Annotated in this window: 31 protein-coding genes; 2 read left to right on the top strand and 29 right to left on the bottom strand. The window is 41.3% G+C overall.

The features are described 5' to 3' along the window. Window positions 1–189: 189 nt before the first annotated feature. The 20 genes from K6V43_RS06520 to K6V43_RS06425 form a co-directional block, all read right to left on the bottom strand. Window positions 190–735 (bottom strand): ECF transporter S component, encoded by a 546-nt coding sequence (locus K6V43_RS06520; RefSeq protein ID WP_024403660.1) that lies wholly within the window; start codon window positions 733–735, stop codon window positions 190–192. Further along, complete coding sequence (locus tag K6V43_RS06515; RefSeq protein ID WP_222382313.1) at window positions 732–1577, bottom strand: pyridoxamine kinase; 846 nt, start codon at window positions 1575–1577, stop codon at window positions 732–734. The genes K6V43_RS06520 and K6V43_RS06515 overlap by 4 nt, the downstream gene beginning before the upstream one ends. Window positions 1578–1775: 198 nt before the next feature. After that, window positions 1776–2465 (bottom strand): 5'-methylthioadenosine/adenosylhomocysteine nucleosidase, encoded by a 690-nt coding sequence (locus K6V43_RS06510; RefSeq protein WP_222382311.1) that lies wholly within the window; start codon window positions 2463–2465, stop codon window positions 1776–1778. 8 nt (window positions 2466–2473) lie between these two features. Further along, window positions 2474–2794 (bottom strand): cell wall synthase accessory phosphoprotein MacP, encoded by a 321-nt coding sequence (gene macP / locus K6V43_RS06505; RefSeq protein WP_024391718.1) that lies wholly within the window; start codon window positions 2792–2794, stop codon window positions 2474–2476. Window positions 2795–2802: 8 nt separating this feature from the next. After that, window positions 2803–3348 (bottom strand): NUDIX hydrolase, encoded by a 546-nt coding sequence (locus tag K6V43_RS06500; protein WP_222382309.1) that lies wholly within the window; start codon window positions 3346–3348, stop codon window positions 2803–2805. Window positions 3349–3356: 8 nt separating this feature from the next. Further along, window positions 3357–4739, bottom strand: a complete 1383-nt coding sequence (glmU, locus tag K6V43_RS06495) for a bifunctional UDP-N-acetylglucosamine diphosphorylase/glucosamine-1-phosphate N-acetyltransferase GlmU (protein WP_222382307.1) — start codon at window positions 4737–4739, stop codon at window positions 3357–3359. Window positions 4740–5052: 313 nt separating this feature from the next. Next, the gene (locus tag K6V43_RS06490) at window positions 5053–5367 is read right to left on the bottom strand and encodes a hypothetical protein (RefSeq protein ID WP_222382305.1); all 315 of its coding nucleotides are present in this window, start codon (window positions 5365–5367) and stop codon (window positions 5053–5055) included. A 64-nt stretch (window positions 5368–5431) separates the two neighbouring features. Beyond that, window positions 5432–5905 (bottom strand): ASCH domain-containing protein, encoded by a 474-nt coding sequence (locus K6V43_RS06485; RefSeq protein WP_222382303.1) that lies wholly within the window; start codon window positions 5903–5905, stop codon window positions 5432–5434. Then, complete coding sequence (locus K6V43_RS06480) at window positions 5902–6453, bottom strand: GNAT family N-acetyltransferase (RefSeq protein WP_222382301.1); 552 nt, start codon at window positions 6451–6453, stop codon at window positions 5902–5904. The genes K6V43_RS06485 and K6V43_RS06480 overlap by 4 nt, the downstream gene beginning before the upstream one ends. A gap of 11 nt (window positions 6454–6464) precedes the next feature. Then, window positions 6465–7163: a 3-oxoacyl-ACP reductase gene (locus K6V43_RS06475; protein WP_024391723.1), complete on the bottom strand. Its 699-nt coding sequence runs from the start codon at window positions 7161–7163 to the stop codon at window positions 6465–6467. Continuing rightward, entirely contained in the window at window positions 7156–7392 is a 237-nt protein-coding gene (locus tag K6V43_RS06470; protein WP_004194840.1) for a DUF2829 domain-containing protein, read from the bottom strand. The genes K6V43_RS06475 and K6V43_RS06470 overlap by 8 nt, the downstream gene beginning before the upstream one ends. Before the next feature lie 48 nt (window positions 7393–7440). Beyond that, window positions 7441–8235 carry a DUF1129 domain-containing protein gene (locus tag K6V43_RS06465; RefSeq protein WP_024396847.1) on the bottom strand — a complete coding sequence of 265 codons (795 nt, stop codon included), beginning with the start codon at window positions 8233–8235 and terminating at the stop codon, window positions 7441–7443. 1 nt (window position 8236) lies between these two features. Then, complete coding sequence (locus K6V43_RS06460) at window positions 8237–8554, bottom strand: PadR family transcriptional regulator (RefSeq protein ID WP_024391725.1); 318 nt, start codon at window positions 8552–8554, stop codon at window positions 8237–8239. Then, complete coding sequence (locus K6V43_RS06455; protein ID WP_222382300.1) at window positions 8551–8715, bottom strand: hypothetical protein; 165 nt, start codon at window positions 8713–8715, stop codon at window positions 8551–8553. Before K6V43_RS06455 ends, K6V43_RS06460 begins: the two co-directional genes overlap by 4 nt. Before the next feature lie 586 nt (window positions 8716–9301). Further along, window positions 9302–9643: a P-II family nitrogen regulator gene (locus K6V43_RS06450; protein WP_024391727.1), complete on the bottom strand. Its 342-nt coding sequence runs from the start codon at window positions 9641–9643 to the stop codon at window positions 9302–9304. Between the two features lie 14 nt (window positions 9644–9657). Then, window positions 9658–10893, bottom strand: coding sequence for an ammonium transporter (locus tag K6V43_RS06445; RefSeq protein ID WP_222382315.1), 1236 nt, complete (start codon window positions 10891–10893; stop codon window positions 9658–9660). A 234-nt stretch (window positions 10894–11127) separates the two neighbouring features. Next, on the bottom strand, window positions 11128–13128 hold the full coding sequence (locus tag K6V43_RS06440; protein WP_222382299.1) for an FtsX-like permease family protein: 2001 nt from the start codon (window positions 13126–13128) through the stop codon (window positions 11128–11130). 1 nt (window position 13129) lies between these two features. Beyond that, entirely contained in the window at window positions 13130–13888 is a 759-nt protein-coding gene (locus K6V43_RS06435) for an ABC transporter ATP-binding protein (protein WP_222382298.1), read from the bottom strand. Between the two features lie 95 nt (window positions 13889–13983). Next, window positions 13984–14976, bottom strand: a complete 993-nt coding sequence (locus tag K6V43_RS06430; RefSeq protein WP_222382297.1) for a sensor histidine kinase — start codon at window positions 14974–14976, stop codon at window positions 13984–13986. Window positions 14977–14992: 16 nt separating this feature from the next. Next, window positions 14993–15652: a response regulator transcription factor gene (locus K6V43_RS06425; RefSeq protein WP_222382296.1), complete on the bottom strand. Its 660-nt coding sequence runs from the start codon at window positions 15650–15652 to the stop codon at window positions 14993–14995. A gap of 175 nt (window positions 15653–15827) precedes the next feature. Between K6V43_RS06425 and K6V43_RS06420 the strand changes: the two genes are divergently transcribed. Beyond that, window positions 15828–17009 carry a DUF2974 domain-containing protein gene (locus K6V43_RS06420; RefSeq protein ID WP_172130316.1) on the top strand — a complete coding sequence of 394 codons (1182 nt, stop codon included), beginning with the start codon at window positions 15828–15830 and terminating at the stop codon, window positions 17007–17009. 214 nt (window positions 17010–17223) lie between these two features. Here the strand turns inward: K6V43_RS06420 and K6V43_RS06415 are convergent, their stop codons facing one another. The 5 genes from K6V43_RS06415 to hprK all read right to left on the bottom strand — a co-directional run bounded on the left by K6V43_RS06415 (window position 17224) and on the right by hprK (window position 21188). Next, window positions 17224–18348: an aminotransferase gene (locus K6V43_RS06415; RefSeq protein ID WP_172130315.1), complete on the bottom strand. Its 1125-nt coding sequence runs from the start codon at window positions 18346–18348 to the stop codon at window positions 17224–17226. Between the two features lie 185 nt (window positions 18349–18533). Continuing rightward, window positions 18534–19070 (bottom strand): YtxH domain-containing protein, encoded by a 537-nt coding sequence (locus K6V43_RS06410; RefSeq protein WP_172130314.1) that lies wholly within the window; start codon window positions 19068–19070, stop codon window positions 18534–18536. Next, window positions 19051–19464, bottom strand: a complete 414-nt coding sequence (locus tag K6V43_RS06405) for a DUF948 domain-containing protein (RefSeq protein WP_172130318.1) — start codon at window positions 19462–19464, stop codon at window positions 19051–19053. Before K6V43_RS06405 ends, K6V43_RS06410 begins: the two co-directional genes overlap by 20 nt. Before the next feature lie 13 nt (window positions 19465–19477). After that, on the bottom strand, window positions 19478–20254 hold the full coding sequence (gene lgt, locus K6V43_RS06400; protein WP_172130313.1) for a prolipoprotein diacylglyceryl transferase: 777 nt from the start codon (window positions 20252–20254) through the stop codon (window positions 19478–19480). 1 nt (window position 20255) lies between these two features. Beyond that, complete coding sequence (gene hprK, locus K6V43_RS06395) at window positions 20256–21188, bottom strand: HPr(Ser) kinase/phosphatase (protein WP_172130312.1); 933 nt, start codon at window positions 21186–21188, stop codon at window positions 20256–20258. Between the two features lie 217 nt (window positions 21189–21405). Between hprK and manA the strand changes: the two genes are divergently transcribed. Continuing rightward, complete coding sequence (manA, locus tag K6V43_RS06390; RefSeq protein ID WP_172019019.1) at window positions 21406–22347, top strand: mannose-6-phosphate isomerase, class I; 942 nt, start codon at window positions 21406–21408, stop codon at window positions 22345–22347. A 46-nt stretch (window positions 22348–22393) separates the two neighbouring features. Here the strand turns inward: manA and K6V43_RS06385 are convergent, their stop codons facing one another. The 4 genes from K6V43_RS06385 to K6V43_RS06370 all read right to left on the bottom strand — a co-directional run bounded on the left by K6V43_RS06385 (window position 22394) and on the right by K6V43_RS06370 (window position 26037). Beyond that, a complete protein-coding gene (locus K6V43_RS06385) occupies window positions 22394–22666 on the bottom strand; it encodes a PspC domain-containing protein (RefSeq protein WP_172071542.1) in 273 nt (90 codons plus the stop codon). Continuing rightward, the gene (locus tag K6V43_RS06380) at window positions 22656–23417 is read right to left on the bottom strand and encodes a hypothetical protein (protein ID WP_172090026.1); all 762 of its coding nucleotides are present in this window, start codon (window positions 23415–23417) and stop codon (window positions 22656–22658) included. Before K6V43_RS06380 ends, K6V43_RS06385 begins: the two co-directional genes overlap by 11 nt. Before the next feature lie 69 nt (window positions 23418–23486). After that, entirely contained in the window at window positions 23487–23921 is a 435-nt protein-coding gene (locus tag K6V43_RS06375; RefSeq protein ID WP_222382295.1) for a SprT family protein, read from the bottom strand. After that, on the bottom strand, window positions 23908–26037 hold the full coding sequence (locus K6V43_RS06370) for a Tex family protein (protein WP_222382294.1): 2130 nt from the start codon (window positions 26035–26037) through the stop codon (window positions 23908–23910). The genes K6V43_RS06375 and K6V43_RS06370 overlap by 14 nt, the downstream gene beginning before the upstream one ends. Window positions 26038–26209: the final 172 nt, after the last annotated feature.

The raw sequence follows: 26209 nt of genomic DNA, 5'->3' as shown, positions 1-26209 counted from the left end.
CCCGTAAGCTTCACTTATAGAGTAACATAATAGTTGAAAAATAGGGTTAAAAACCTTCCTTTTTGTGCGCCCTAAATACAAAAACTATTCCCGTCTTGTCATCAACTACTCAGACGGGAATAGTTTCTTTAGCTGCTTAAATGCTTAACTTAATGACATTGGAGAATTTCCTCAAGTTTTCTTTTTTTATTACGATTGCTTTCCTTGTTTTCCATTATATAAACCTTTGAATACTTGATAGAGGATTGGTACAGCAATGATGGTTGTAATTGCAGTGCCATAGGTTCCTAAGATTTTACCCAAAGCTGCGAGGAAGGAAGCTGAGAAGGTTAACCCTCCGACAAAACTTCCCGTTAATGTATACTTCAATAGGTTCAAGATAATTTTTGTAATTGCCGCAACAATTCCAACCAAAATAATATTGGTTAAGCGATCATTTTCCTTGAGGAATTTCTCGTAAAACAAATGCAAAATGAAGCAGACGATGAGCGATTCTAAAATGGTAATCCAAGCGACTGAAGCATAGCCAGAAAGTAAATCAAAGATGCCTAGACCAAGAGATGCCGCCACAGCTCCTTTTTTGGCTCCAAATAGTAGAACACCCACAACCACTAGAGCATTGCCTAGATGGACAAATTGACTTCCGAAAGGAATGCGAATAAAGAAGACAACCACACAAATAAGGGCTGCAAATAAACTAACTTCGGTTAATTGACGTAATTGATTCTGTTTCATAATTTCTCCTTTAATGTTTGAAATGCCTGTTGTAATTCTGCTAAAAATGGTTCAAAATAAATCCCTAACTTTAGGTCTCGATTCAATGACAGGGTTTGCCTTAAACTTTTGTCAATAAATTCTAAAGCAAGAGGGATGGCTTGATGGAGATTGATTTGTTCAATAGTTGCTACTGCTAACAAGGTAGATAGAATGTCACCTGTTCCAAAGAAATTTGCTGGATATTTTTTAGACAAATAGGTAGTAATTCCCCCTGTTTCCTGCTGAAAATAGGCTACACCTATTTGGCTATCATCAAAGGAAATCCCTGTCAGTACAATATCTGCCGACACCTGCTCTGCCAAAGATTTTACTAAATCCTCAATATCATGAATATCGTAGGAATCTCCCAAATAATTTCTTCCAGTTAAAAGAGAAGCTTCTGTAATATTCGGAAGAATGAGCTTGGCCGACTGAGTCAATTCTTTCATGGCTTCTACATAGGATGATGTAAAACCTGTATACAATCGTCCATTGTCACCCAGAATCGGATCTACAATCAATGGTGTCTCAGTTTGCTTGGCGTACATTGCCAATTGTCTAAGTTGCTGGGGATTTCTACAATAACCTGACAGAATTCCCGCTACTTTTACATTCAATTTCTTCCACTGTCTAAAATAGGCTCGATTCAAGTCAGTCATATCTTCAATGACAACATCTGGGAAACCGCCTGTGTGTGAGGATAAAAGAACTGTAGGTAAAAGCATTGTTTCTACCTGACAAGCTGCTGCAATTGGGATGCTAGTGGCTAGGGCAACCTTGCCCACACCAGGCAAATCATTTGCAAGCAATAATCGTTGCATCAAATCTTCCTCCTAAATTATTTTTCATAAACAAAATTGTAAATGATTATCATATATTTTTCAACATTACATATTCACAACTGTATGGGGACAGATAGCTGAAACCTTACAACACCAGTCTCAAATTTTTACACAAGAAAAACAGTAACAACATTTTGCTACTGTCATCCTTTTCAATGTATTGTTGTCAAAATCTGCTTAATTTTTCTCCAGAAAGGCAATCAGGGTCTGGGCAGAACGTTCTCCTGCTTGAATGATAAATTCATCAAAGGTGATATTGGCATCTCCCTGAGCTGTATCACTTATGGCACGGATAACCAAGAATGGCTTGCCTGTATTGACAGCTGCTTGAGCGATAGCTGCTCCTTCCATCTCTACGGCAAGGACTTCTGGGAAATGAGTTTTGATCGTAGCGATTCTCTCCTGACCTGCGATAAAACTGTCACCTGTCACAATCAGACCCACATGGCTAATCATTTCCTGCTCTGCTAAAACGGTTCTGAGCTGTTCTAACAAGGCTTGGTCTGCTGGATAATACAATTCCTGCCCTGCCATTTGCCCGTAAGCATAGCCAAAAGCTGTCACATCGACATCGTGGTATGCCAATTGATTCGCTACAACCACATCACCGATGGCAATACCGTCAGCAACAGCACCAGCTGAGCCAGTATTGACAATGACATCAACCGAAAAACGATCTGCCAAAATCGCTACAGACATAGCTGACATAACCTTACCGATACCTGACTGAACAAGAACGACATCATGTTGACCGATTCGTCCCTGATAGTAAGTTCGACCCAAGACATTGGTTTCTGCTTTATCTTGTAGATACTCAACTAATATCTTTAGTTCTTGAGGCATGGCTGCGATAATTCCAAATTTCATCTCTTCTCCTAAATAAATAATACTGCAATGATAAAGATAATCAGCAAGATGATGACCCACAAGAGGATTTTATTCACTTTACTACGGAATTCTTCTCTCTTGATGGTTTCAATACGACGACTTTTTACCACACTGGGTTTGACTGGAATTCGGATGGTTTGGCCTTCCTCATACCCTTGATACTCTTCTTCTAGATAAGGCTCAAATAAATTGTCATCCATTGATACATCTTGATTTGGACTATAATGTCCAAATTGATTTGATTGACCTGAATACTGATTCTTTTTCACTTTCTCTAAAATATCATCCGTTAACAAGGGCTTCCTCATGCCTTAACCTACTTTCTCATGAGCTGTAAATATTGCACAGCCATAATCGTCTTAGCATCACAAATCTCGCCAGTAGCCATCAAGTTCAAAGCCTCTTCCAAGGTTACCTCATGTAATTCGATAACCTCATCTTCATCCATTGGACGAGGATTTTCAACCTTGATAAGGTTATCTGCTAAATAAAGGCGAATTCGCTCATTACAAAAACCGATGGCTGAATAGAAATCTGCTAGCAATGTCAGTTTGTCACTGGTATAACCTGTCTCTTCTTCTAATTCTCGCAAGGCAGCATCTTCTAGCGTATCTTCTTCTCCTAATTCCAACTTTCCTGCCGGAATCTCATAAATGGCGCGTTCAATCGCTTTCCGATACTGTTTGACCAAAATCATTTTACCTTCTGGGGTAACGGCTAAAACGCAAACTGCTCCCTTGTGGAAAATGAGTTCACGCTTACCAGTTCCACCATTTAGCAAGGCAACATCATCTACTACTACATCAAAAATGTGTCCTTTAAAAATTTCTGTCCGCTCAATGGTTTTTTCTTCAAAATTCATACGATTACCTATTTTTGACTTGGATGGAAGGGGAAACGTGTCGCATAACCTTCTTTATTTTCTTGGCGACCACGACCAATACCGATAGCATCTTTTGGAATATCTTTTGTAATCACTGATCCAGCAGCAAGCAAGGCGTTGTCCCCAATAGTTACTGGGGCAATAATCGTAGAATTAGAACCAACAAAAGCATTATCACCGACAGTTGTTTTATATTTATTTTTACCGTCGTAATTGACAGTGATGGAGCCAGCACCAACGTTAACATTATTGCCAATCGTTGCATTTCCCAGGTAGGTCAAATGACCAGATTTTGTTCCTTCTCCTAAAGTTGAAGCCTTAACCTCAACAAAGTTTCCAACGTGTACATCTTTTTTCAAAAGACTACCTGGACGAATATGGGCGTATGGTCCTACCGTCACACCTTCTTCAATGACAGATTCTTCAATGTCTGAGTTGCTGATAACTACATCTGCTGCAATTTTCGCATCACGTACACGAGTACCATTGGTTAAAACAGTACGTTCACCAATCACCGTTTGCCCTTTCAAGACAACATTAGCTTCGATAACAGCTTCTGCGCCAATCTCAACATCAATATCAATATAGGTAGCATCTGGGTTGATAAATGTCACACCATTGACCATGTGTTTTTCATTGATTCGTTTGCGCATCACAGCTTCTGCAGTCGCAAGAGCGACACGGTCATTGACACCCAAACTTTCATCAAAATCACGCAATACATAGGCACCAACCTTTTCGCCTGCCTGACGGAAAATTGAAATAACATCTGTCAGATAGTACTCACCTTGGGCATTGTCCGTATTAATATCTTTAAGCGCTTCAAAAAGACGTTTATTATCAAACAAGTAGGTTCCTGTATTGATTTCTTTCACTTGTTTTTCAAAATCGTTGGCATCTTTTTGCTCAACAATTTTTTGCACTTCCCCATCAGCATTGCGAATAATCCGACCATATCCGAATGGGTTATCAGCCTGAGCTGTCAAGATAGTCGCAACATTCTTGTGGCTGACATGGAAGTTAATGAGATTCTTCAAGCTTTCTCCTGTAATCAGCGGCGTATCCCCTGCGATAACAAGGGTCTGACCTTCCAAACCTGCAAGAGCTGGCTCAGCCATCATAACGGCGTGGCCTGTCCCCAACTGTTCAGATTGAAGGGCAAACTCTGACTGACCTTCGAGAACAGTCTGCACCAGCTCTGCCTTGTGACCGACAATGGTTACTGTTTTAGCAGGTTCCATAGCATCTACAGCCCGTTTGACATGCTCCAACATGGTAATTCCTGCCACTTTGTGTAAGACCTTTGGCAAATCAGACTTCATGCGAGTACCCTTACCCGCCGCTAGAATAATTGCATAGTTATTGCTCATAAATAATTCTCTTTTCTTCGTAATACCACTATTATAGCAAATTTTGAATTTTTTGGAAAATAGCGGAAGAAGTGAAAGAGAACTCGACAAAATGCAAAGTATCCCTCTCACTTCCAAGCATCTAGTCTGGGCTAACTGTAGTCCCTGAATGATGTGAACCTACTACCGCCAACTTCCCAACTTTTTCCTCACTTTTACCTTTCTAGGTTTAGGCTGAGGCACTTCACTGAATAGCCTAAAACCACTGGACTGTTTTGATGCCAGGTTCAAGAAAGATGCTACAATCTAGGATAGAAAAAGGAGCCTGAGCTCCTTAGATTGTTAAATGAAGGCCTCGTTGACCATCTTCTCTTGCTTTCTCTGTCAAGGCTTTAAACTCTTCCCAAACAGGGCGTTCTTGGTCTGTAAAACGGAGATTGGCGCCAGGCAAACTAGCATTAGAAATGGTCTGCACAAAGCCTGACAAACTATTTGCCAAAGCCACTCCTTCCTTACTAGCCACATCTTCCTTGGCAACAAGCAAGGCCGACTGCAACTTCCCTGTCTTCTCTTTGCCAAACTCCTCCTCTTTTCCAGCAAGAATAGAAGAAAGCTGGTCCAATAAATTAATGACACGTTCCTTATTCATAGGAACCTCCTTGTTTAATTTTATATTATTATAATATAAATAACTAAAATAATCAAGCAAGAGCCTAGTTTTTAGGGTAAACCAATTCAAATTCTTCACAGACGACTAGCATATCTTCTGAGAAGGACAGGCCTGCTTCTTCCAGCCAGATAGTGAAAAGCTCTTCATGGACCTGTCGCCAGTGGATCAGACTTTTCGCTTTTATGTCAGACAAGTCACCTTCCTGACGGAACTCGCCCTCCTTATAGGCATGTTCTTCCGTCACTTGGGAAAAGGGCGTCACATAGACCTTGGTGGTCTGGATAATGCACACAGCCTGACCTTGTCCGTCCAGAATGATGTCATAGCCACCAGCTCTTGGGATTTCTTCTCCCTCCACTGCGTAGAGGGCATAGGCAGAGCTGGTCGAAGTTTTAATGCCCTTAGCTACCAAATCAGCCAGTCGATCAGCTTCCGCCCCAAAGGCCCAGGCCTCTGGCTCAGGACCTGCTTGGGGATTGATTGCAAGAAAGTTTTGCCAGAGTTGTGTTGGTGTCATGGGTGCTCCTTCCTAGTCTGCCATTCCTCTCTTGTCAGCAGATTCACTCGTTCGCTACGGACTTCATCAATGAGTGGGAAATGCACATCTTCCATGAGGTATTGGTATACAAAGCCCAGTTTTTCTTGGACACGTAATGATTTGCTATTTTCTACAAAGGCACGACACCATATTTTCTCTAAATTCAATTGGGAAAAGCCGTAATCCAGTAAAACTTGACTAGCCTCTGGCACCAATCCCTGTCCCCAAAATGAATGACCAATCCAATAACCAATCTCGGCCTCTGAATCAGGCAAATCAAGACCACCTTGCTTGCCAATCATCAGTCCGATACTTCCAATCACCTGTCCTGTTTCTTTGTGAACAAGGGCATAGGTTTCTGGTTGGCTGAGAACAGTATTGATAATCTCTCGACTTTCTTCAACACTCTGATGAGCAGGCCATCCTGCTGCTGGGCCAACATCTGGGTGGCTGGCATAAACAAATAAATCTGCTGCATCTGCTTCACACCACGGGCGGATCAACAGACGATTGGTTTCTAGAATCATAATTTTCCTCCCTACTTCAAACTCCAGCCACCGTCAATGGTGATAATTTGGCCTTGCATGGAAGCCAGTTTGCCAGTAGCCAGCATAAAGGTCAGCTCTGCGATTTCGCTGGGTTGGGACCAGCGTCCGATAGGGGTCTGGTCTGCCACCCAATCCGCCAGACCACCAGGCTCAAAGTCCTTCTGGGTCATGCCTGTTTGGACGGCACCTGGGGCGATACCGAAGACCTGGACCTTGTCCTTGGCATAGTCCAAAGCCAACTGCTTGGTAAAGCCTGCTAAAGCGTGCTTGGAAGCAGTATAGGCTGAGCCCCCTCCTCCTGCTAGACTGGAGGCAATGGAGCACATATTGATAATGATGCCCGACTGTCTGTCCACCATTTGCTGTAGATAGGGGCGGGTCAGTCTAGTCACCGCGAAAAAATTAACCGCGAAGATGCGAGCTAATTCATCCTCCTCAATATCAAGGTGGGGTCGGTAATCATCTAGAATGCCTGCGGTATTACAGAGGACATCAACTGTCTGGCACCAGGAAAAGACTGGGCTTAAATCGCCTGTCAGGTCCAACTGTAGAAAGTGGAAATCTCCTGCCAAATCAGGCTTGCTGGCCTGATCAATCCCGTAGACACGCCAGCCATTTTCCAAAAAAATCCTCGCCTGAGCTAGTCCGATGCCGCTGGAAACGCCTGTGATGAGGGCTGTCTTAGTCATGAACTTCTACCCAGTCGGTCGCAAGGACGTCACAAGGTGTCGGGCTCCACATGGAGAAGCCTTCGCCCTCGCCTGTCACGTTGATGAGGAAATAGGGCGTCGCCTCCAGCTTTTGCCCGTGAACTTCAATGGTGTCAAAGAGCTGGACATAGTTCTCCGCCCCGCCCCAGCCTGTGCGAACATACTTTTTCTTGGCCTTCAAGCCTGGTAAAATCTCTTCAAATGTCATGGTTTTACTCCCTATATTTTTCTTTATTATACCAAAAATATCAACTCTTTACTTACCCTTTCTCACCAACAAAACCGCAGTTCCAATCCAAAAGGCCATCGCTGGAAGAATGACCAACATCAGATTGAGCCAAACTGGAACGGTCATGACCATATTTACCACACCGCCAACAATCATGAAGAGATAGGTCGGTAAAAAGACATAGCGGACTAATTTTTCCTTTTGGAAAAATAGCAGAGCGAGACCGAGCAAGGTGAGTGGCACTAGAAGCCCCCAGCCAGTCAAGACTAGGTCAGGTTCCTTGGGCATTGCCCAGAGACGAAGTCCACAAATCAGGAGAAAAAGAAGAGGGATGCAGAGAAAGCTTGCCCAAACCTTGATTTTGCTGGTCTGGTAAATGAGACCGCGAATAATGAGGAAAATCCCAGCGGGGAGGAGGAGGCTAAGTAGCGCGTCGCATATCAGGTCCAGCCAGTTGAGAGAGATGGTTCCTGTCCCTGCAAAATCCATGAGCCATTGGCTACCAAGGTAAATGATGAGCATGAGGCCACTCAGGTTTGCGACTTCCACGAAACCAATCGGAGGGAGGTAGCTGAGTAGGTCATCCGCCATCTGCTTGCTGTCTTTGCCCAGAAAATCCTCCGCTGAAAGCCCGTCTTTTTGAGCTTCCAGAACATCTTGGTAAATGGATAGGAGCTGGGCAGTCACTGCTTCTTCCTGCCTGTGAAAGACAGAGGCAATCATCATGTAGCCATTGATACGGCCCATATACTCCTTGTTTTCCTTGGTCAGCTGGTTTTCAATCACTTCAATCTGCTTGCGGTATTCCATTTGTTTGCTCATCCTACTCTCCTTTCAATCGCTGAACCTTTTGGACCAATTCCGTCCACTGGCTCCAAAAACTCTCTAGATAAGCCTTTCCCTGGTCTGTCAGATAAAAATACTTTCTATCTGGCCCGTCTGGCGAGGGCTTATTCTGACTAAAAATCAGGCTATTTTTTTCTAACTTCTGAAGGAGGGGATAGACTGTCCCTCCGACCATGTTTTCAAAGCCCTGATTTCTCAACTCTTGGACCAACTCATAACCATAAATCTCCTTCTGGCTGATTATTTGCAATACACAGCCATCCAGGACCCCCTTGAGCATCTGGGTTTCTTTCATAAGTCCTCCTCTTCCTCTGCAAAAAATCCAAACAGCAAGCCTGACGCCAACATGATGCCTAAGATCAAAATAGAATCCAAGGCCCAGCCAGTTATAATGGCCGTCACAAGCGTGATGGCTACCACTTCCCAGTTTTCACGTTTCTCCCTATCCAATTTCATGTTATACTCCTATCTAGTTTGTAATGCCTACTAGTCTGATAAAAATAAAAGTGATTTTATTTGTCTTTTATCACTAGTTTGTTTTACCTATTAGTTTTGTATCTATAGTATAACACAAGATAACTAGTATGTAAAACAATATAGTAAAAAATATTCAAAAAAAAACATCACTTCTAAAAGTTTGCGTTAACATCTCAGCACAGTGATAGATTGCTTCAACAGTCTGGGGAGAGACTGTTGAAGGTGGTAAATAAAACAAACGCAGTTTGTGTACAAACAATCTGGGAGATTGTTGGAGGTGGGAAATTAAACAAACGCAGTTTGTGTACAAACATTCTGGGGAGAGACTGTTGAAGGGGGAAGATAAAAAGTTGCGGTAGAAACCTATCTTAGAACCTGTGAAAAAAGAACTTGGGTTGCCCCAAGTTCTTCATATCTATTTCTAAGAACCAATATTCACCTATGATAAACTTTTAGATAAGAAAGCGATCTACACTGTTTTTTGAGAGAACACTAACTGTATTTTGTCAAGAACTAGTGTTGAAAAGCTTACTTAAATGAAAGTGCTGAGCAGTGAATCCAAGTTCTAAATTGCATCACGACCACGTTCCCCTGTACGGATGCGAACAACATCATCGATTGGCTGAATAAATATTTTACCATCACCGACTTCCCCAGTTCGGACTACAGTAGTGATGACATCAACAACTTCTTCAACTGCGGCATCTTCAACAACAATCTCTGCTTTTACCTTAGCAAGCATGGTTGGAGTCACCTTTTGGCCACGAACGAATTCCGCAAAACCTTTTTGATTTCCAAAACCCAGAACTTGTGAAATCGTCATTCCCTTTGCAACTCCTGCACTAGTTATGGCAACCTTAAGATCTTCTAATTTCTCTGTACGAATAATTGCTTCTATTTTTTTCATCAAAAACACCTCTCTTATGAATCTAAGCCCATAAATGTTGGATAAGCTGTCTCACCATGTTCTGTATCATCCAAACCAATTGCTTCTTCTCTATCTGAAACGCGGAGTGGCATGAAGAATGAGATTCCCTTGATGAGAACAAATGTCATACCTGCAGACCAAACAATTGTAAAGACAATCGCTGCGATGGTTACCAAGAACAGGCGTGGATTCCCATAAATCAAGCCAATATTTTCAGGGTCGAGAGCCAATTCAGGAGTAGTAAACAGTCCTGTTACGATACCGCCAAAAATACCACCGACACCATGACAGCCAAAAGCATCTAAGGCATCATCGTAACCAAGTTTATGTTTCACAATCGCAATTGCATAGAAACAAACTGGACTAACCAATAATCCGATAATCACTGCACTCCACGTTGATACAAAACCAGCCCCGGGCGTAATAGCAACCAATCCAGCTACTAATCCTGTTGAAGCACCTACAAGTGATGGTTTTCCGTTCTTTATATATTCTAACAAAATCCATGAGAACATGGCCGCTGCAGCTGACAAATGTGTCGTTACCAAGGCATGAACAGCCAAACCATCGGCTGCTAAGGCAGAACCTGCGTTGAAACCAAACCAACCGAACCAAAGTAAGCCTGCCCCCAATAGGACAAATGGTACATTATGTGGACGGTATTCAAGGCGATTAAAGTCCCTGCGCTTGCCAACTACCAAAGCCAAAACCAAGCCACTTACCCCTGATGTAATATGGACAACATCACCACCAGCAAAGTCAATTGTACCCCACTGAGCAAGTAACCCTTCATCCCAAACCATATGGGCAAATGGATAGTAAACTAAAAGAAGCCAACCAATTATGAAGATTAAGAGAGGTTTAAATCGCATCCGTCCCGCAACAGAACCGGTTAAAATACCAACAGTAATGATAGAAAACATCATCTGAAAAACTGCGAAAAGTGAATCCGGAATCGTCAAGCCCCTTGTACTCTCTGAATCACTGACGCCTTGGAAAAACGCATGTCCAAGATTACCAATAAGATTTCCATCCCCTGAAAATGATAGAGAGTAACCAACAGTGAACCACATCACCGTTGCTAGGGCTAGAGAGACAACAGACATCATCATCGTTGAGATGACATTTTTCCGCCTCTCGAGACCACCATAGAAGAAAGCAAGGGCTGGTGTCATTAAAAATACCAAACCTGTACAAATCACTATAAAGGCAATACTTGATCCTTCAATTTTCATAAGCACATCTCCTTTTCTATCCCTTAATTGTTAGCACTTATCTTACTGTCTTCATTTTTTATAAAAGGCAAGTACGATGACACTAAACAACTATAGAATGAACTTTTTTGTTATGCTACATACAATATCACTATCCTCTTAATCTGTAAACATTAAATTGACTGAAAATTCTAAAAATGTTCCACGTTATGTTAGAAATATCAAAAAACTTGGGAAAACCCCAAGTTTTTAGGAAACAATTTGTTTATAAGTTCGTGTTGTTATTGCAAAAACCATCAAGTAGAGTAAGAAATAGACCACACAAATTCCTATCGTTACGTGTAACATTAATTCCATATTTACGACACCAATTGAAACAAGGATGGCGGATAACATCTTATAGGCAAAACCAAGATGAACTATAGCCAGGAAGATTGGAAGGAAAAATACCATCAACAACTGCTTACGGATGGACTGTCTTGCTTGATTCTCATCCAGACCAACCTTGGTCATGATGATAAAGCGATCTCTGTCTTCATAACCTTCTGAAATCTGTTTGAAATAGATAACCAATACCACCGCCATCAGGAAGGTGAGCGATAGCAAGAGCCCAATGAAGAAAAGTGAGCCAGCAAAACTGAAGAATGTACGCATGGCATAAGCACGATAGGACAGACTGATTGAGTTGGTACCATCTGGAAGAAAATTAGAACTCCACAGTTCGCTTTCAAAGTTTCCAAATACGAAAGCATCATAGCGTTCTATCTGTTCTTCTTCTGACAAACTGCTTTCAAAGCCCATATAATAGTGATTCTCAGCTTGATTTTCAAATATCGTCAAATCTTGAACCACAACGACCAAGTATTGACTGACATTGAAAGACATATGGTCAGGTAGCTGGCCCAAGGTCACATTCTTAGGCAAGACTTGGGCAACTTCCATCCCCTTTTCATCAAAGGTGAGGGTTTGACCAGCTTGAAACTGGACTCCCTTACTATAAATGGCCACTTGGTCAGCTGCTAACTCCAGTTTTTGACCAGTCATCTTTTCATAGCTGGCTTGATCAAGGATAAACCCAATACCAAGGGCAGAGAAATCTATACTAGCTGCTTTTTCATCCGTCAAAAATCTTACTTGCTGATGGGTCACTTCAGAAAAATAGGCTTGTTGGTAGGGATAGACTACCTTACTTTCCACAGGAATCCCCGCCTCTTCCAAGATAGTATCCGCCCACTCCTCCACTTGTGTCTTTGAAGTGGTAGGTTCCATGACAACATCAATCGAATAATCATTTGGGTTCTGGTTGGCGATATAATCCTTACCACCGATGTAAATATTAAGTCCTCCAACCATGGTCACTAAAAACATAGTGGATAAAATGGTGATCGTAGCAAGACCCAGAGCATTTTTCCGCATACGGAAAATCAAGTTAGATACAGAAATAAAATTGTCTGGCTTATAATAATAGGTCTGACGGCGCTTGAGCCAGTTTAATAGACTGATAACACCTGCTTGGAAGAGCAAATAAGTTCCAAGGATAACCAGAAGAGTTGCTCCGAAGAAGCTTGGAATAGCCTGTATAGGACTCGTCACTAGTTGGGCAATAGCATAGCCTGCCCCCAGTAAAATAAGAGCCAAAAGAGTTTGCAACCAGAGGAATCCTGTTTTCTTATCCCCACGCTTCTTGCCCTGAACCAACTTGAGAGAGTCAGTCAAGCCTAGCTTTCCGATATTAACTAGGCTGACTAAAATGAAAATTCCATAGAGATAGGCAAGTACAATTGCCACATTTTTCAATTGAAAGACGGATGTCAAAACAACTGGCATTTGCATGGTCTTAAGCAAGAGCGCATAGAAAAGTTTGTCCAGGGCCAGTCCTAAAAGGAGGCCGGTCAAAATAGTGCTAGTTGAGTAGACCACATTTTCTAGGAAAGTCATCAAAAGAAGGTGTTTTTTCTCCAAACCCAGAATACTATAGACACCGAACTCTTTTGACCGTTGCTTCATGACAAAACTATTGGCATAAAAAACCATAATAGCAACTGCTAACATGACCACAATCATACCAAACCCCAACACTTGGGTCACTCCATTTGCTCCCTTGACTTGACCTAAATCAGGATGAAAAGCTAATGATGCAAATATATAAGAAATGGCTGTGGAAACAATGGTCATTATTGCGTATGGGTAGTAGAGACGACGGTTCTTTTTTAGATTGGTTAGCGCCAATCGAAAGCATAGTCCAAACATACTACTCACCTCGATTCGCCATAAGAGTCAGAGTATCTGATATCAACTGAAACATCTCTTGACTGGTCCGCTCACCTCGGTAGATTTGGTTATAGAGAATACCATCTTTGATAAATAAAACCCGTTTTGCCCGACTTGCTGCAGCTGTCGAATGGGTTACCATCAGAATCGTTTGCCCCTGCTGATTAATTTGTTCAAAAATATCCAGTAAGGTTGCTGACGATTTGGAATCTAAGGCACCAGTCGGCTCATCTGCTAGAAGAATTTCTGGTCGTGTGATAATAGCACGCGCCACCGCAACTCGTTGTTGCTGACCTCCTGAGATTTCGTATGGCATTTTCTCCTGCAAGGTCCCAATTTCAAGACTATTGAGTGTATGTACCAAACGCTTGTTCATCTCATCTATCGGAAAGCGAGAAAGAACTAATGGCAGGAGAACATTGTCCTTGACGGATAAGGTATCCAAGAGGTTAAAGTCCTGGAATACAAAGCCCAATCTCTCCCGACGAAAGGCTGCTACTTCCTTGCTCTTGATAGACTGTGTATCCAAACCGTTCAGCAAAACCTTGCCTCGCGTTGGCTTATCGAGGGTGGCCAAAATATTGAGCAAGGTCGACTTCCCTGAGCCAGACTCACCCATGATAGCGACATATTCTCCCTCTTCTACAGTAAAATGAATATCTTTTAAGGCCTCTACTTGCCCTGCCTTAAAGCGTGAACTATAAATCTTTTGCACATGCTGAACATCTAAGACGGTCATAACATCACTCCCTTTCTTTTTCTACCTCCATTCTAGCTTATGCCAATATAAGCTGCCATAGCTCAAGCTTTCATTAAAGTGACAAATTTGTAAGACTAGTCTATGACAAGTTCAACCTCCTTGATCCCGATTCGAACTTCGGTTCCCTGACCCACTTTGGAGCTTAGTTTTAGGGAATAGCCCAGCTCCGCTGCGATTTTACGTGAAAGATAAAGCCCAAGTCCCGAAGATTGCTGTGTTCTATGACCATTGAATCCTGAAAAACCACGTTCAAAGACCCGTTCCAAATCACTCTCTGCAATCCCGATTCCTGTATCACCAATGACCAAATCATCTCCGTCCAAAACAATCGAAATGGTCCCTTCCTGACAATACTTGAGGGCATTGGATAAAATTTGCTCAATCAGAAGTCCTAGCCACCGTTTATCAGTCCTTACAATCCGATCCAGTTGTCCTAAGTCCAAACGATTGTTAGACTGTATAAAAAAGAGAGAATATTTCTTCACCAGAGTCCTGATGAGCTCATCTAAATGAACAGGTTCAATGACTAAATCATCATGGAAAGACTGGAGTCGCAAGTAATTCAAGACCAAACCAGTATACTGCTCTATCTTGAACAACTCTGATTCTAGTTGGTGACGAATTTGACTGGTCTCAATTTCATTGATTAAGAGGTGGCTGGCTGCTATAGGTGTTTTCATTTGATGGACCCAGAGGGTATAGTAATCATCTAATTCAGCCTGGTCCTTTCGCTGCTTTTCAAAGAGTGATTTATTTTCAACTTCCATTCTCTCCAACTTCTCCTGTAAGCAACGCTCACTAGCTGTCATTGACGCGACCTTCTGACCACGCCAGATTTTTCTAAAACGAGAAAACTCGACAAGAAGGTCGAACAAAAGAGCAAGAAACCAGCAGAGACTGAGAAGGGTAAGGGCATAAATGATTAAATTGATGTCTATTTCAAAAAGAGAGCCGAATCCTAGAATAATCCCCGAAAAAACGATAAAGGCAAGGAGAAAAATCCAACGATGGCCAAGCCAAGAACCTAGAAATTGATAAAAAACGCTACGAAAATCATCTTTATTCATGGATCCACACTAGGCCCTAGCCGACTCCTTTCTTGGTCGCAATGAGGTCTGGCAAGCCCAGTTCTGTCAATTTTTTGCGCAATCGGGCAATATTTACTGATAAGGTATTATCATCGACAAAGATATCACTGTTCCATAACTCACGCATCAGTTCCTCGCGACTAACGACTTCTTTGCCATGCTCAAAAAGTACTCGTAAAATCTGAAATTCATTACGAGTCAATTCTTCAACAGCTTCTGTATAGGAGATCTGCATAGTTTTTAAATCAAGTGCAACCTCTTCAAACCAGAGTAAACTCTGCTCACCAACAAAATCATAGGTTCTTCTCAAAAGTCCTTGTATTTTTGCCAAAAGTACTGTCATTTCAAAGGGTTTGGTCACAAAGTCATCCGCTCCCATATTAATTGCCATGACAATATCCATCGGCTGATCATGCGAAGACAAAAACATGATGGGAACACGAGAGGTCTTACGGATTTCCTGACACCAATAATACCCATTAAAGAAAGGAAGACTGATATCAAGAATAATCAAGTGAGGTTGAAAATCGTCGATTTGCTTCAAAATCGTCTGAAAATCCTTTACTTCTTGAACCTGATACCCCCAGTTCGTCAAGTTTTTAGCGACCAATTGGCTAATGGTTTTATCATCTTCGACTAGAAAAATCTTCTGCATCTGTGTCTCCTTTCACTCTTCTATTATTATAGCCTATTCCATAAAATTTATGCAAATTTATTCGGTGGAAATGAATGTGAAATTTTTATGAAAATGGCCAAATTACTATACGAATAGTTGTCATCTATGCATGATTAGGTTATACTATTTATCTATAAGAAAACTTGAGGTTTTTATGCCAAATTTACTAGATTACATTAAAAATATCCAATATGATAGTTTCTATGATCAAGCCATTAATAAATTAGATATTCTAGCCTTAACAGAATTATCTTATCTCCCCTTTGACGATCTTGTTCCGACAGAATTCGACAGTTCTGGTATTCGTATTGATAAATTATTTGATGCTTTCAATGAAAAATACAATCAAAAATTTCCTCCTTTTACCATGGTCACAAAGAGCCGCTTAACTCTTTTTGAATTAATGGCTAGCTCAAAACGCTATAAATACTTGAAAGCATTTGCCTATGTTAATGATTATCAGATTGATTTACAACAACAATTTGCAGCAGTTAGCTATCACTTGGATAGGGATACAGTGTTGACCTGTTTCCGTGGCACCGACGATACCATCATTGGGTGGAAGGAAGATTTCCATATGACCTATATGAAGGAAATTCCTGCACAACAAGCTGCCAGTCGCTATTTGCAGGATATCATGGCTGCTCAACATTCTGATTTTTATGTTTCAGGCCACTCGAAGGGTGGTAATTTAGCAATTTATGCTACTTCTCAACTTCCACCAACCCTTCAACAAAATATTTTGATTGTTTACGCTTTTGACGCTCCAGGACTTCATAAACAGCATTTGACGTCGGATGGGTATTTGGGAATCGAACAAAAAATTGTACCGATTATTCCTCAAAATTCCATTGTAGGGATGATGTTGGAAACACCAGAAAAAGCGCAAATAGTGAGCAGTCGCACAATCGGTTTATTACAACACATCAGCTTTTCTTGGGAGGTAGATGGGTGCGATTTCCGGACCGCCCCAGCACTTACTGAAGAAAGTTTGCAAATTGACCGTACCTTAAAAGCATGGACTGCTAGTTTAACAGAGGAAGAATTACAGGCCTTTTTCGATCTATTTTTTGGCATTTTCATTCAAGCTGGCATCGAACGCTTTAGTGACTTTGTCATCAATCCCTTGCAAAAATTACAGGACATTGATCGATTAAGAAAAGAATTTTCCCCTCAAGAAGCCGAGATGATGGATAAACTCATTCGCATGCTCTTTGATACCCGTTATCAAATCTGGCTAGAAGGATGGAATAATCGCCTCCCAAAACCCGACCTAAATTTCCCTGATTGGAATGAACTCTTTACTCTCCCAACTATCAATAAAAATAAAAGCTAGTTTAGGTTCTCTAAGCTAGCTTTGTTTGTGTATTTTAAGATTATACTGTTTGAAAATCTACATACTCCCTCGTCAAGATTCTCGATGAGTGAAAAGTTCTAGTGCTATATTGCTGCCTATTACCTTAAAAAGAATGCCCAAAGGTGCTAGAGACTGAGAAGAACTCATATCATTTGTGATGAGTTGTCAATAGATCTTCGATTCTAGTTGATTTTCAATGACTTTTGTCGTATGCTGCTAAAGCATTTCCTAATAGCTCCAATCCTTTTTTCAGTGTCTCTTGGTCACAGGCATATCCAATGCGAACATACCCCTCTTTTTCAAATCGACTTCCAGGTACAACCAATACCCCATATTTTTCTAATAGGTTCAAAGAAAATTCCTCAATCGGAATGGGAACATCCAATTTAACAAATGAAGTTGAGACAAAGGCAGGTTTTATGTAGGATGCCCTAGGTTGCATAGATATCCAATGGTCCAAAATGGATAGATTTTCGTGGATAATGCGGCGGTTTCTTTTTAAAATTGCCTGGCGATTGTCCAAAGCAAGCTGAGCCACCATATCATCGAATACACCTGCGCAAATCAAGGTGTAATCCCTATAATCACGTAAAATGGAAATGACCTTCTCATTTGCAGCAACCCAGCCAATACGAATACCTGCTAAGGAGTAGGTTTTGGACAAACTGTTGACTGCTATGCCATTTTCATACAGGTCTACAATTGAAGAATTGTTGTTTTCCGAAAACGATGTGTAAATTTCATCAACTAGTACATAGGCACCAACACTGGCCGCAATTGTAGCCACTTCTTTTAGGAAAACATCATCCATTACCGCACCCGTAGGATTATTGGCATTATTTAAACAAATCATCTTTGTCTGAGGGCGAATTAATTGACGTAAATCATCTAAATCTGGTAACCAATTCAATTCTTCTTTAATCTGCCAGTATTCAAGCTCTGCACCTAGTGATTTTGGAATATCATAGAGCTGTTGGTAAGTGGGATAGAGCGAAATAATATGATCACCTGGTTCAATTAGACTAAAGAGGGCTAGAAAATTTGCTCCAGTAGCACCATTAGTCTGTAAGATATGTTCTGGTCCGATTGTACGATAGAGTTGACTGACTGATTTCTTAAACCCTGGAGACCCCTCAATCCAGCCATAATCCAATTTTGTCTTTCCCAGTTCCTTGTAAAATGTCGCTGCAGAAGTATTGGTCAACTCAAAAAGTTCATCTAAGGTTAATGATTTGATGGAAACCCCTGCGATATCATATTTTGCATTTTTTTCATGGACATTCAGCCATTCTTCAACCCCAAAACGTGGTAATTTCATCTTAATCTTCTTTCTAATATTCTCTATCAATCATTGTAACATGAAATGATTATTTCAATACTGGAAATAATAGTATTTTGGAAGGGTTTTGTGGCAAAATTACTCCTTCTCTCACAAATGAACCAATTTCTTGTCAAAAGAAAGAACCAATTTAGCAATGCTAAATTGATTCTTTGACTATTATTTTAGAGGTTGTGAGACTCTTCGCTATCATTTGTTGGTGCTTCAGTTACTTCCTCCACAGTAGGTTCAACAACAACAGAATCAATATCAATTTCAATATCCTCTGAAACTACCACAGCATCTTCAATATCATCAGCCGTTACATCAACTGTTGGTGCTTTAGCGGTTTTAGCTTTAATTGCATCCAGAATATCTGCTGTAGAAAGATTTTGTTCTGCAATTTTTTCTTTGATTTGTTCAAAGGTTTCCAAAGATTTTTCCTTGCCAGATTTGACCAAGTCTTCAACTGTCAGTTCACCAGTTTCAAGTTGTGTTTTCACTTCAGTGAACCGTTCAGATGCTTGTTTTCCTAGATCTTGGGCTTTGTTCACGAAATCAGCATTGATTTCATCATGATTTTCCTTGTAATCATTTGCAAAATTGACTACCTTTTCTTTGACCGCTTTACCAGTTTTGCTTGCTAGAAATGCAGCAGCCGCTGCACCTCCCGCTGCTCCCAATAAGAGACTGGTTAGTACACTACTTGATTTTCTTACCATTTTTTTCTCCTTTCTTACCTAAGAGTGATGAGATCGTTGACAGGGCGGAGAGTGCTCCGCCTGCCTTAACAGTATTTGCACCAGCAGATTTAGCTTTTACTGTTAAATCTCTAGCTGACGCATTTAAATCAGATACAGAAGTTGACAAGTCTGCTACTGCTACAAATAGCGGATCAAGAGTAGAAACTTTTCCATTGACATCTTCTACCAAGACATTGGTTTTAGCTAATAGCTCATTGGTCTGGTAGAGTGTTACATTCACATCGCTAGTCAAGACCTTTAGGGTCTGTTGCGCTTCGTCCGTTACTGTCCCCAATTTTTTTAACAATAATACAATATATACTGCCACAGACGCGATGGACAAGGCAATAATCAACACTGAAATTTCAATAATCATATTTTCTCCTTTACGATAGATAGTACGGAACTGTTGACTTTCTTCTCCGTAGCACAACCATGATAATACCAACGAGGATCAGAATTCCAGACAACCATTGTGAGACGCGTACGCCCAAGAACATGAGACTATCTGTCCGCATTCCTTCTATCAGTAATCGACCGATACCATACCAAATGAGATAGAAAGCTGTGATTTCTCCCTGTTTGAGAAGTTTAGGACGTCTGCGTAATATACAAATCACTACAAATCCCAATAAGTTCCACAACGATTCAAATAGGAAGGTTGGTTGACGATAAGCACCGTCTATATACATCTGATCACGTATGAATCCTGGTAAATAATTAAGGCTATCAACAGCTTTACCATAAGCTTCTTGGTTGAAGAAATTTCCCCAACGACCAATCGCCTGAGCCAACATGACCGATGGCGCAACGACATCTAGAAAATCTAGTGTTTTGATAAAGCGGTACTGTGTAAAGAAATACAAGATGATGGCTCCCGTAATCAAACCACCATAGATAGCAATTCCGCCATTCCAAATCGCAAAAACGGATAAGATATTGTCTTTATAGTCGCTCCAAGAAAAGGCAACGTAATATATTCTCGCTCCAACAATGGAAAGTGGAAAGGCAATCAAGATAAAATCCAAAATATCATCTTGAAGGATTTTCTTGCGCGGAGCCTCTTTTACTGCTAAATAAACTCCGAGCATTAAACCAAGTAAAATACAGACGGCATACCAACGAATCTCTAGGGGGCCTAATGTAATTGCAACTGGATCCATCTTAGTTTTCACTCCTATTGTGTTCAATTAAATTAGAAAGACGCTCCTCAAATAATTTTGTCGCATCAAATCCCATTTGTTTTGCTCGGTAATTCATTGCAGCTGCTTCAATCACTACAGAAATATTTCGTCCTGTTTTTACAGGTATACGAATTTGAGGAATCGCTATCCCAGCAATCTCAATCGTATCACCAGAATTTCCCAATCGGTCAAACACCTTGCCAGTTTCAAAATTTTCAAGGTAGACAGCTAATTGCACTTCTGATGAATCTTTAACGGCACTTGCACCATATAGACTCATCACATCAATAATCCCAACTCCTCTAATTTCCAATAAATGACGAAGAATTTCTGCAGGCTCACCCCAAAGGGTAACATCATCTTTGGCAAAGACATCAACTCGGTCATCAGCCACCAATCGGTGTCCTCGTTTAACCAACTCTAGACCTGTCTCACTCTTACCAATACCAGAATCCCCTTGAATAAGAACCCCCATCCCATAGATATCCATCAAGACACCATGTACACTGGTTCGTTGTGCTAAACGGCTATCCAAGTAAGAGGACAATTCGCCTGAGAGACGACTGGTAGCTGTTTTACTGCTACAGATCGCAATTTGCTTTTCTTTCGCCGCCTTATACATCTCCTCAGGGATAGCTAATCCACGCGCAACAATGACTACAGGCGTCTCTGGTTGGAACATTTGAGAAAGGACCTGATAACGGTTATGTGCAGTCATAGCCATCAAGTAAGACCACTCCTTCATCCCTATCAGCTGAATCCGTTCTGGAGCATAGTAATCAAAGTAGCCAGTCATTTCCAATCCTGGACGGGTAATGTCTGCCGTTGTAATAGGCTTTTTCAGGAGCTCTTCCGTACTGTAAGCACATTCAATCCGCAGATTATCGACCAGATCTTTTACATAAACGGTCATTTGTTCCCTCACTTTCAGTTTTATTATATTATACCATAAGCTAGGGGTTGGGGGAAAAACAAGTGGCTGATTTGGTAAAAAGAATGAGTTTCTTTCTTTTTCTCACAAAATTTGCAAAACTTCCACAGATTAAATACGCTTCCCTCCCATTGCTACATATTTCTAACAAATCTGTTATACTTTATATAGTAGAATTCTTATTATGAAGGAGAAAATCATGGAACCCTTGTTTCTCACACCGGTAATGCACGAAAAAATTTGGGGTGGTCAACGCCTGAAAACCAACTACCACTACGATATTCCTAGTGAAAAGACTGGTGAGTGTTGGGCCATCTCAGCCCACCCAAACGGCGTAACAACTGTCTCAAATGGTCAATATAAAGGAAGAGGACTGGATGACCTCTATCAGAATGAAAAACATTTATTTGGCAATCCCACAGATAATGTCTTTCCATTATTAACCAAAATCCTTGATGCAGATGATTGGCTTAGCGTTCAAGTCCATCCCGATGATAGCTATGGCTTGGCTCACGAAGGGGAGCTTGGCAAAACAGAATGTTGGTACATTTTAGAAGCTGAGGACGGGGCTGAAATCATTTATGGCCACAATGCCCAATCCAAAGAAGAACTCCGCCAGCAAATCGAAGCTGGAGATTGGGACAAGCTATTGACCCATGTACCCGTCAAAAAGGGTGATTTCTTCTTTGTACCAAGCGGCACCATGCACGCCATCGGTAAAGGTATCATGATACTAGAAACCCAACAATCTAGCGATACAACCTACCGTGTCTATGACTTTGACCGCCGAGACGATGCAGGCAACCTCCGTGAACTACACATTGAGAAATCGATTGACGTGCTGACCATCGGACCTGTTGCTAACTCAACACCTGCCAAGCTTAAAATCGATCATCTTGATTCGACAGTCCTTGTTGCCAATCCCTTCTTTACCGTATATAAATGGAATATCCAGCAAAAAATCAAAATGGAACAGACCGTTCCTTACCTGCTTGTCAGTGTCATCGAAGGGGAAGGTGCCATCCAAGTCGGTGAAACCAGCTACCCACTTCAAAAAGGAACCCACTTTATCTTACCAGCCGATGTGACAGACTGGACCTTTACCGGACAACTAGAATTAATAGCTAGTCACGCAAACTAAGCATACAAAAAACTTGAGCTTCATTTTAAACTCAAGTTTTTTTGCATTATTCAAACCAAGATTTATGTATTTTCTCAGCATCTTTTATCTTACGCGGGCCAGTTCCATATTTCTCGGCATCCTTATCTTCCTTATATGGTAAGAAGTAAACTGCTGCTGCGTAAAGGGCGACTAACAAGATAAAAGATTTTCCAAATAGAAGACCTGCTATAAAGAGGGCTCGAACAAGCCATGCTTCCCATCCTAATTTATGAGCAATGCCAGCAAGAACGCCAGACACAACTTTTCCCTTTCTTACTCTATACAAATCAATTGACATCTTTTATTCCTTTCACATAAAAAGCACCTTGACCAGTCTGTGCTTTTATAAAGAGTAAATCATTTCCTGATTTTTCAAATTGATAAGGACTATTTTTCTTTTTCCGATTGACTAAAACCTGACCTGATTGAGACTCAATCTGACCTCGAATTCCCTGCCCCTTCCCTGTTTGTAAGGTGAAGGGCGCGTGTGCTAATTGCACATACAAATGTTGTGGGTAGCCACCGCAGGTTGTCAAGCGAATATCCTGTTGTTTTTTATCTCTTGAGCTGCGGATAGAAATATCTTCAAACGGCAAGTAGTCTAACCGGGCATCTGCTTGACCAAGTTCTACATCTAGTACTGACATCCATTCCTGGGGTAAGCTAATGGTCAAGCGACAGGCCAAACTACTGTTGAAATATAGTCCTTTCTTTTCAACATAAAGACGGGGGAGCTTGTCTTCTGGCGCATCTTGATTATAAACAATTTCTAAGGTGATCTGTTCATTCTTAGACTTGGTTAGAGTCAGCCGCCCCTCGGATAATTTTAGAAAGAGTGATTCAATTCCATCAAATGAATAAGCCTGTTTCAGCTTTGAGGAAGCAAAGACCTTAAAACTTGGTAAGGTAAAATTCAATTTTGCTTTTTCTTCCACAAAAAGAAAGTCTGGTTCTTGATTCATTTCCTTAAAACAGGCGCGAGCCTCTTCCTTGGTCAGGACACCTTTTTCATATAACTCAATTAAGCGTTCTTCTCTCTTTTGCGCCATAGACTCACCTCAATTCCATACTAGTATACCATATTTCCCAACAAAAAAATCAGCCCAAGGACTGATTCTCTATTGTTTCAAAACGAGCTTTCCGTGACACTTCCCACATCGGTATTTTTTTAGGTCAATGCGGCGCTTGCGCTGGTAGACTTGTCCACAGGACTGACAGATATAAAGCAGACTAGGCTTGGTAGCTTGTTCCAGTTTAGGAGCATAGCGCAGGCCGTCCACCGCAGCCAGCAGTTTCTTGAAATCCGTATCTCCATGCCGATAACCTTTCTTCTCATAGTAAAGATGGTAATGGCAGAGCTCATGGCGGACAATCTTCCGAAAGACTTCTAAACCTTGCTCCTCCAAATGCTTGGGATTAAAGTCCAAGTGGCCATCTTTAGGAAAAAAACGACCACCTGTCGACCGTAATCGGCTATTCCAAAGAGCTACATGTCGAAATTCTTTACCAAAGTCCTCTAGAGATACCTGCTGAACATACTCAGTGAGATTCACGGGGAGCCACCAAGGTCAAATTAACCTTCTCACGTTGCTGATCAAGTTTATGAACCCAAACTGTCACCAAATCACCAACAGATACAACTTGACTTGGATGCTTGATGAAATTCTTACTCATGTTTGATATATGAATCAGCCCATCTTCGTGAATACCAATGTCCACGAAAGCACCAAAGTCTACCACATTCCGGACCACACCTTCCAACTTCTGACCAATTTGCAAATCCTTAAAATCAAGAACATCTTGACGAAGAACTGGCGCTGCAAATTCATCACGTAAATCACGCCCAGGCTTGAGCAAGTCAGCGATAATATCTTTCAACGTTTCCTGACCGACACCAATTTCCTCCGCCATCCCTGCAATAGAAATTTGTTTTAATTTTTCCTGCGAAGCAACATCTAAGTGGTCAATTTCTAGCAGTTTCAACAACATCTCTACAGCCTTATATGACTCTGGGTGCACACCAGTATTGTCTAAAAAGTTTGTTCCATCTGGAATACGCAAGAAACCAGCTGCCTGTTCAAAAGCCTTATCTCCCAAGCGAGGAACTTTTTTAAGCTGTTGACGAGAAGCCAGAGCACCATTTTCTTCACGATACTTGACAATATTTTCTGAAATAGTTTTATTGAGACCAGCCACATGCGAAAGGAGGGCAGGACTTGCAGTATTGACATTGACCCCGACCTGGTTAACAACTGTATCAACGACAAAATCTAGACTGTCAGACAAAAGTTTTTGATTGACATCATGTTGATACTGTCCAACACCAATCGATTTTGGATCAATTTTAACCAACTCAGCCAATGGGTCTTGCAGACGGCGTGCGATGGAAATAGCAGAGCGTTTTTCTACCGTTAGGTCTGGAAATTCAGTTCGAGCCAGTTCAGATGCGGAGTAGACAGAAGCTCCACTTTCATTAACAATCACGTAAGAAACCGTCGGAAAATCTTTCAACAAATCAGCAACGAAGGCTTCCGATTCTCGGCTAGCCGTCCCATTCCCGATAGCAATAATTTCCACCTGGTATTGACCAATTAAGTTGGCCAACTCTTCCTTTGCCTGAGCAATCTGGGCCTGAGAAGCTGGCTTGACTGGATGAATCACTTGTGTCGTCAGTAGCTTACCAGTCTGATCTACGACAGCTAACTTAGCACCAGTACGAAAGGCAGGGTCGAAACCCAAGACCATTTTTCCTTTTAATGGTGGAACGAGAAGCAAGTTCCGAAGATTGTCTGAAAAGAGAGCAATCGCCCCTTCTTCTGCACTTTCTGTCAACTCTGTCCGAACGCGACGCTCCATTGCTGGGATAATTTTTTTCTTAACTGCCTGATTGATTGCATCTGCTATATAAGCATTTTTCTGCGGAAAACGAACTTCAAAGAAACGAATTATCTTATCCAAATTGTGTTCAAAATGAACTTTAAGAACGCCCACTTTTTCTCCACGATTCAAAGCTAAGGTACGATAACCCTGCATTTTCGCAACTTTTTCAGAAAAATCGTAATACATTTGGAACACAAACTTTTCATCAGCAGCTTGGTCTTTTAATTCAGAATAGAGACTCGAATTTGTTTGAATTTCATGATAGGTCCATGCACGGAGCTTTGGATCTTCCGAAATGGCTTCTACAAGAATATCAACCGCACCTACAAGACAAGCTTCAGCCGTATCAAAACCTTCACAAACAAAATGAGCTGCTTGATTTTCCAGATCTGCTACGTTCTGTAAAATAAGACGTGCTAGTGGGAATAATCCAGCTTCACGAGCTATTGTAGCCTTTGTGCGACGTTTTTCTTTATAAGGTAAATACAGTTCTTCCACATCCGCTAACTTTTCTGCTTCTTCAATCGCTTGACGGAGCTGATCGGTTAATTTCCCTTGTTCTTCAATCTTTGCTAGAACCGTTGCCTTACGCTCAGCCAGAGCCGTTAATGCCTTGTCACGATCAATAATCGATTTGATGACCACTTCGTCGAGATTTCCTGTTGCTTCCTTACGATAGCGGGCAATAAAAGGAATGGTATTTCCCTCTGCAGTGAGCGTCAAGACTGTATCAATTTGTTTTAAACTAACGCCCAATTCTTGGGCAATTTTCAAATATTTTTCTTCCATAAACACTATTATAGCACGAAATCGGCCTTGGTTGACAACAGAAAAAAGGAGCTTTAAAATTCTCTTTTACCTCAGGTTTATGACACCTACTAGAAATTTTGGGGGGAATTTTTTTTGAATGGATTCGTGTCTAATTCTTGAAAACCATACCATATTTTTATACAATGAGAAC

The organism is Streptococcus suis, assembly GCF_019794615.1.
Lineage (GTDB): Bacteria > Bacillota > Bacilli > Lactobacillales > Streptococcaceae > Streptococcus > Streptococcus suis_AI.
Note: the sequence above shows the minus strand (reverse complement) of the source record. Positions and strands in the feature narration are given on the sequence as shown.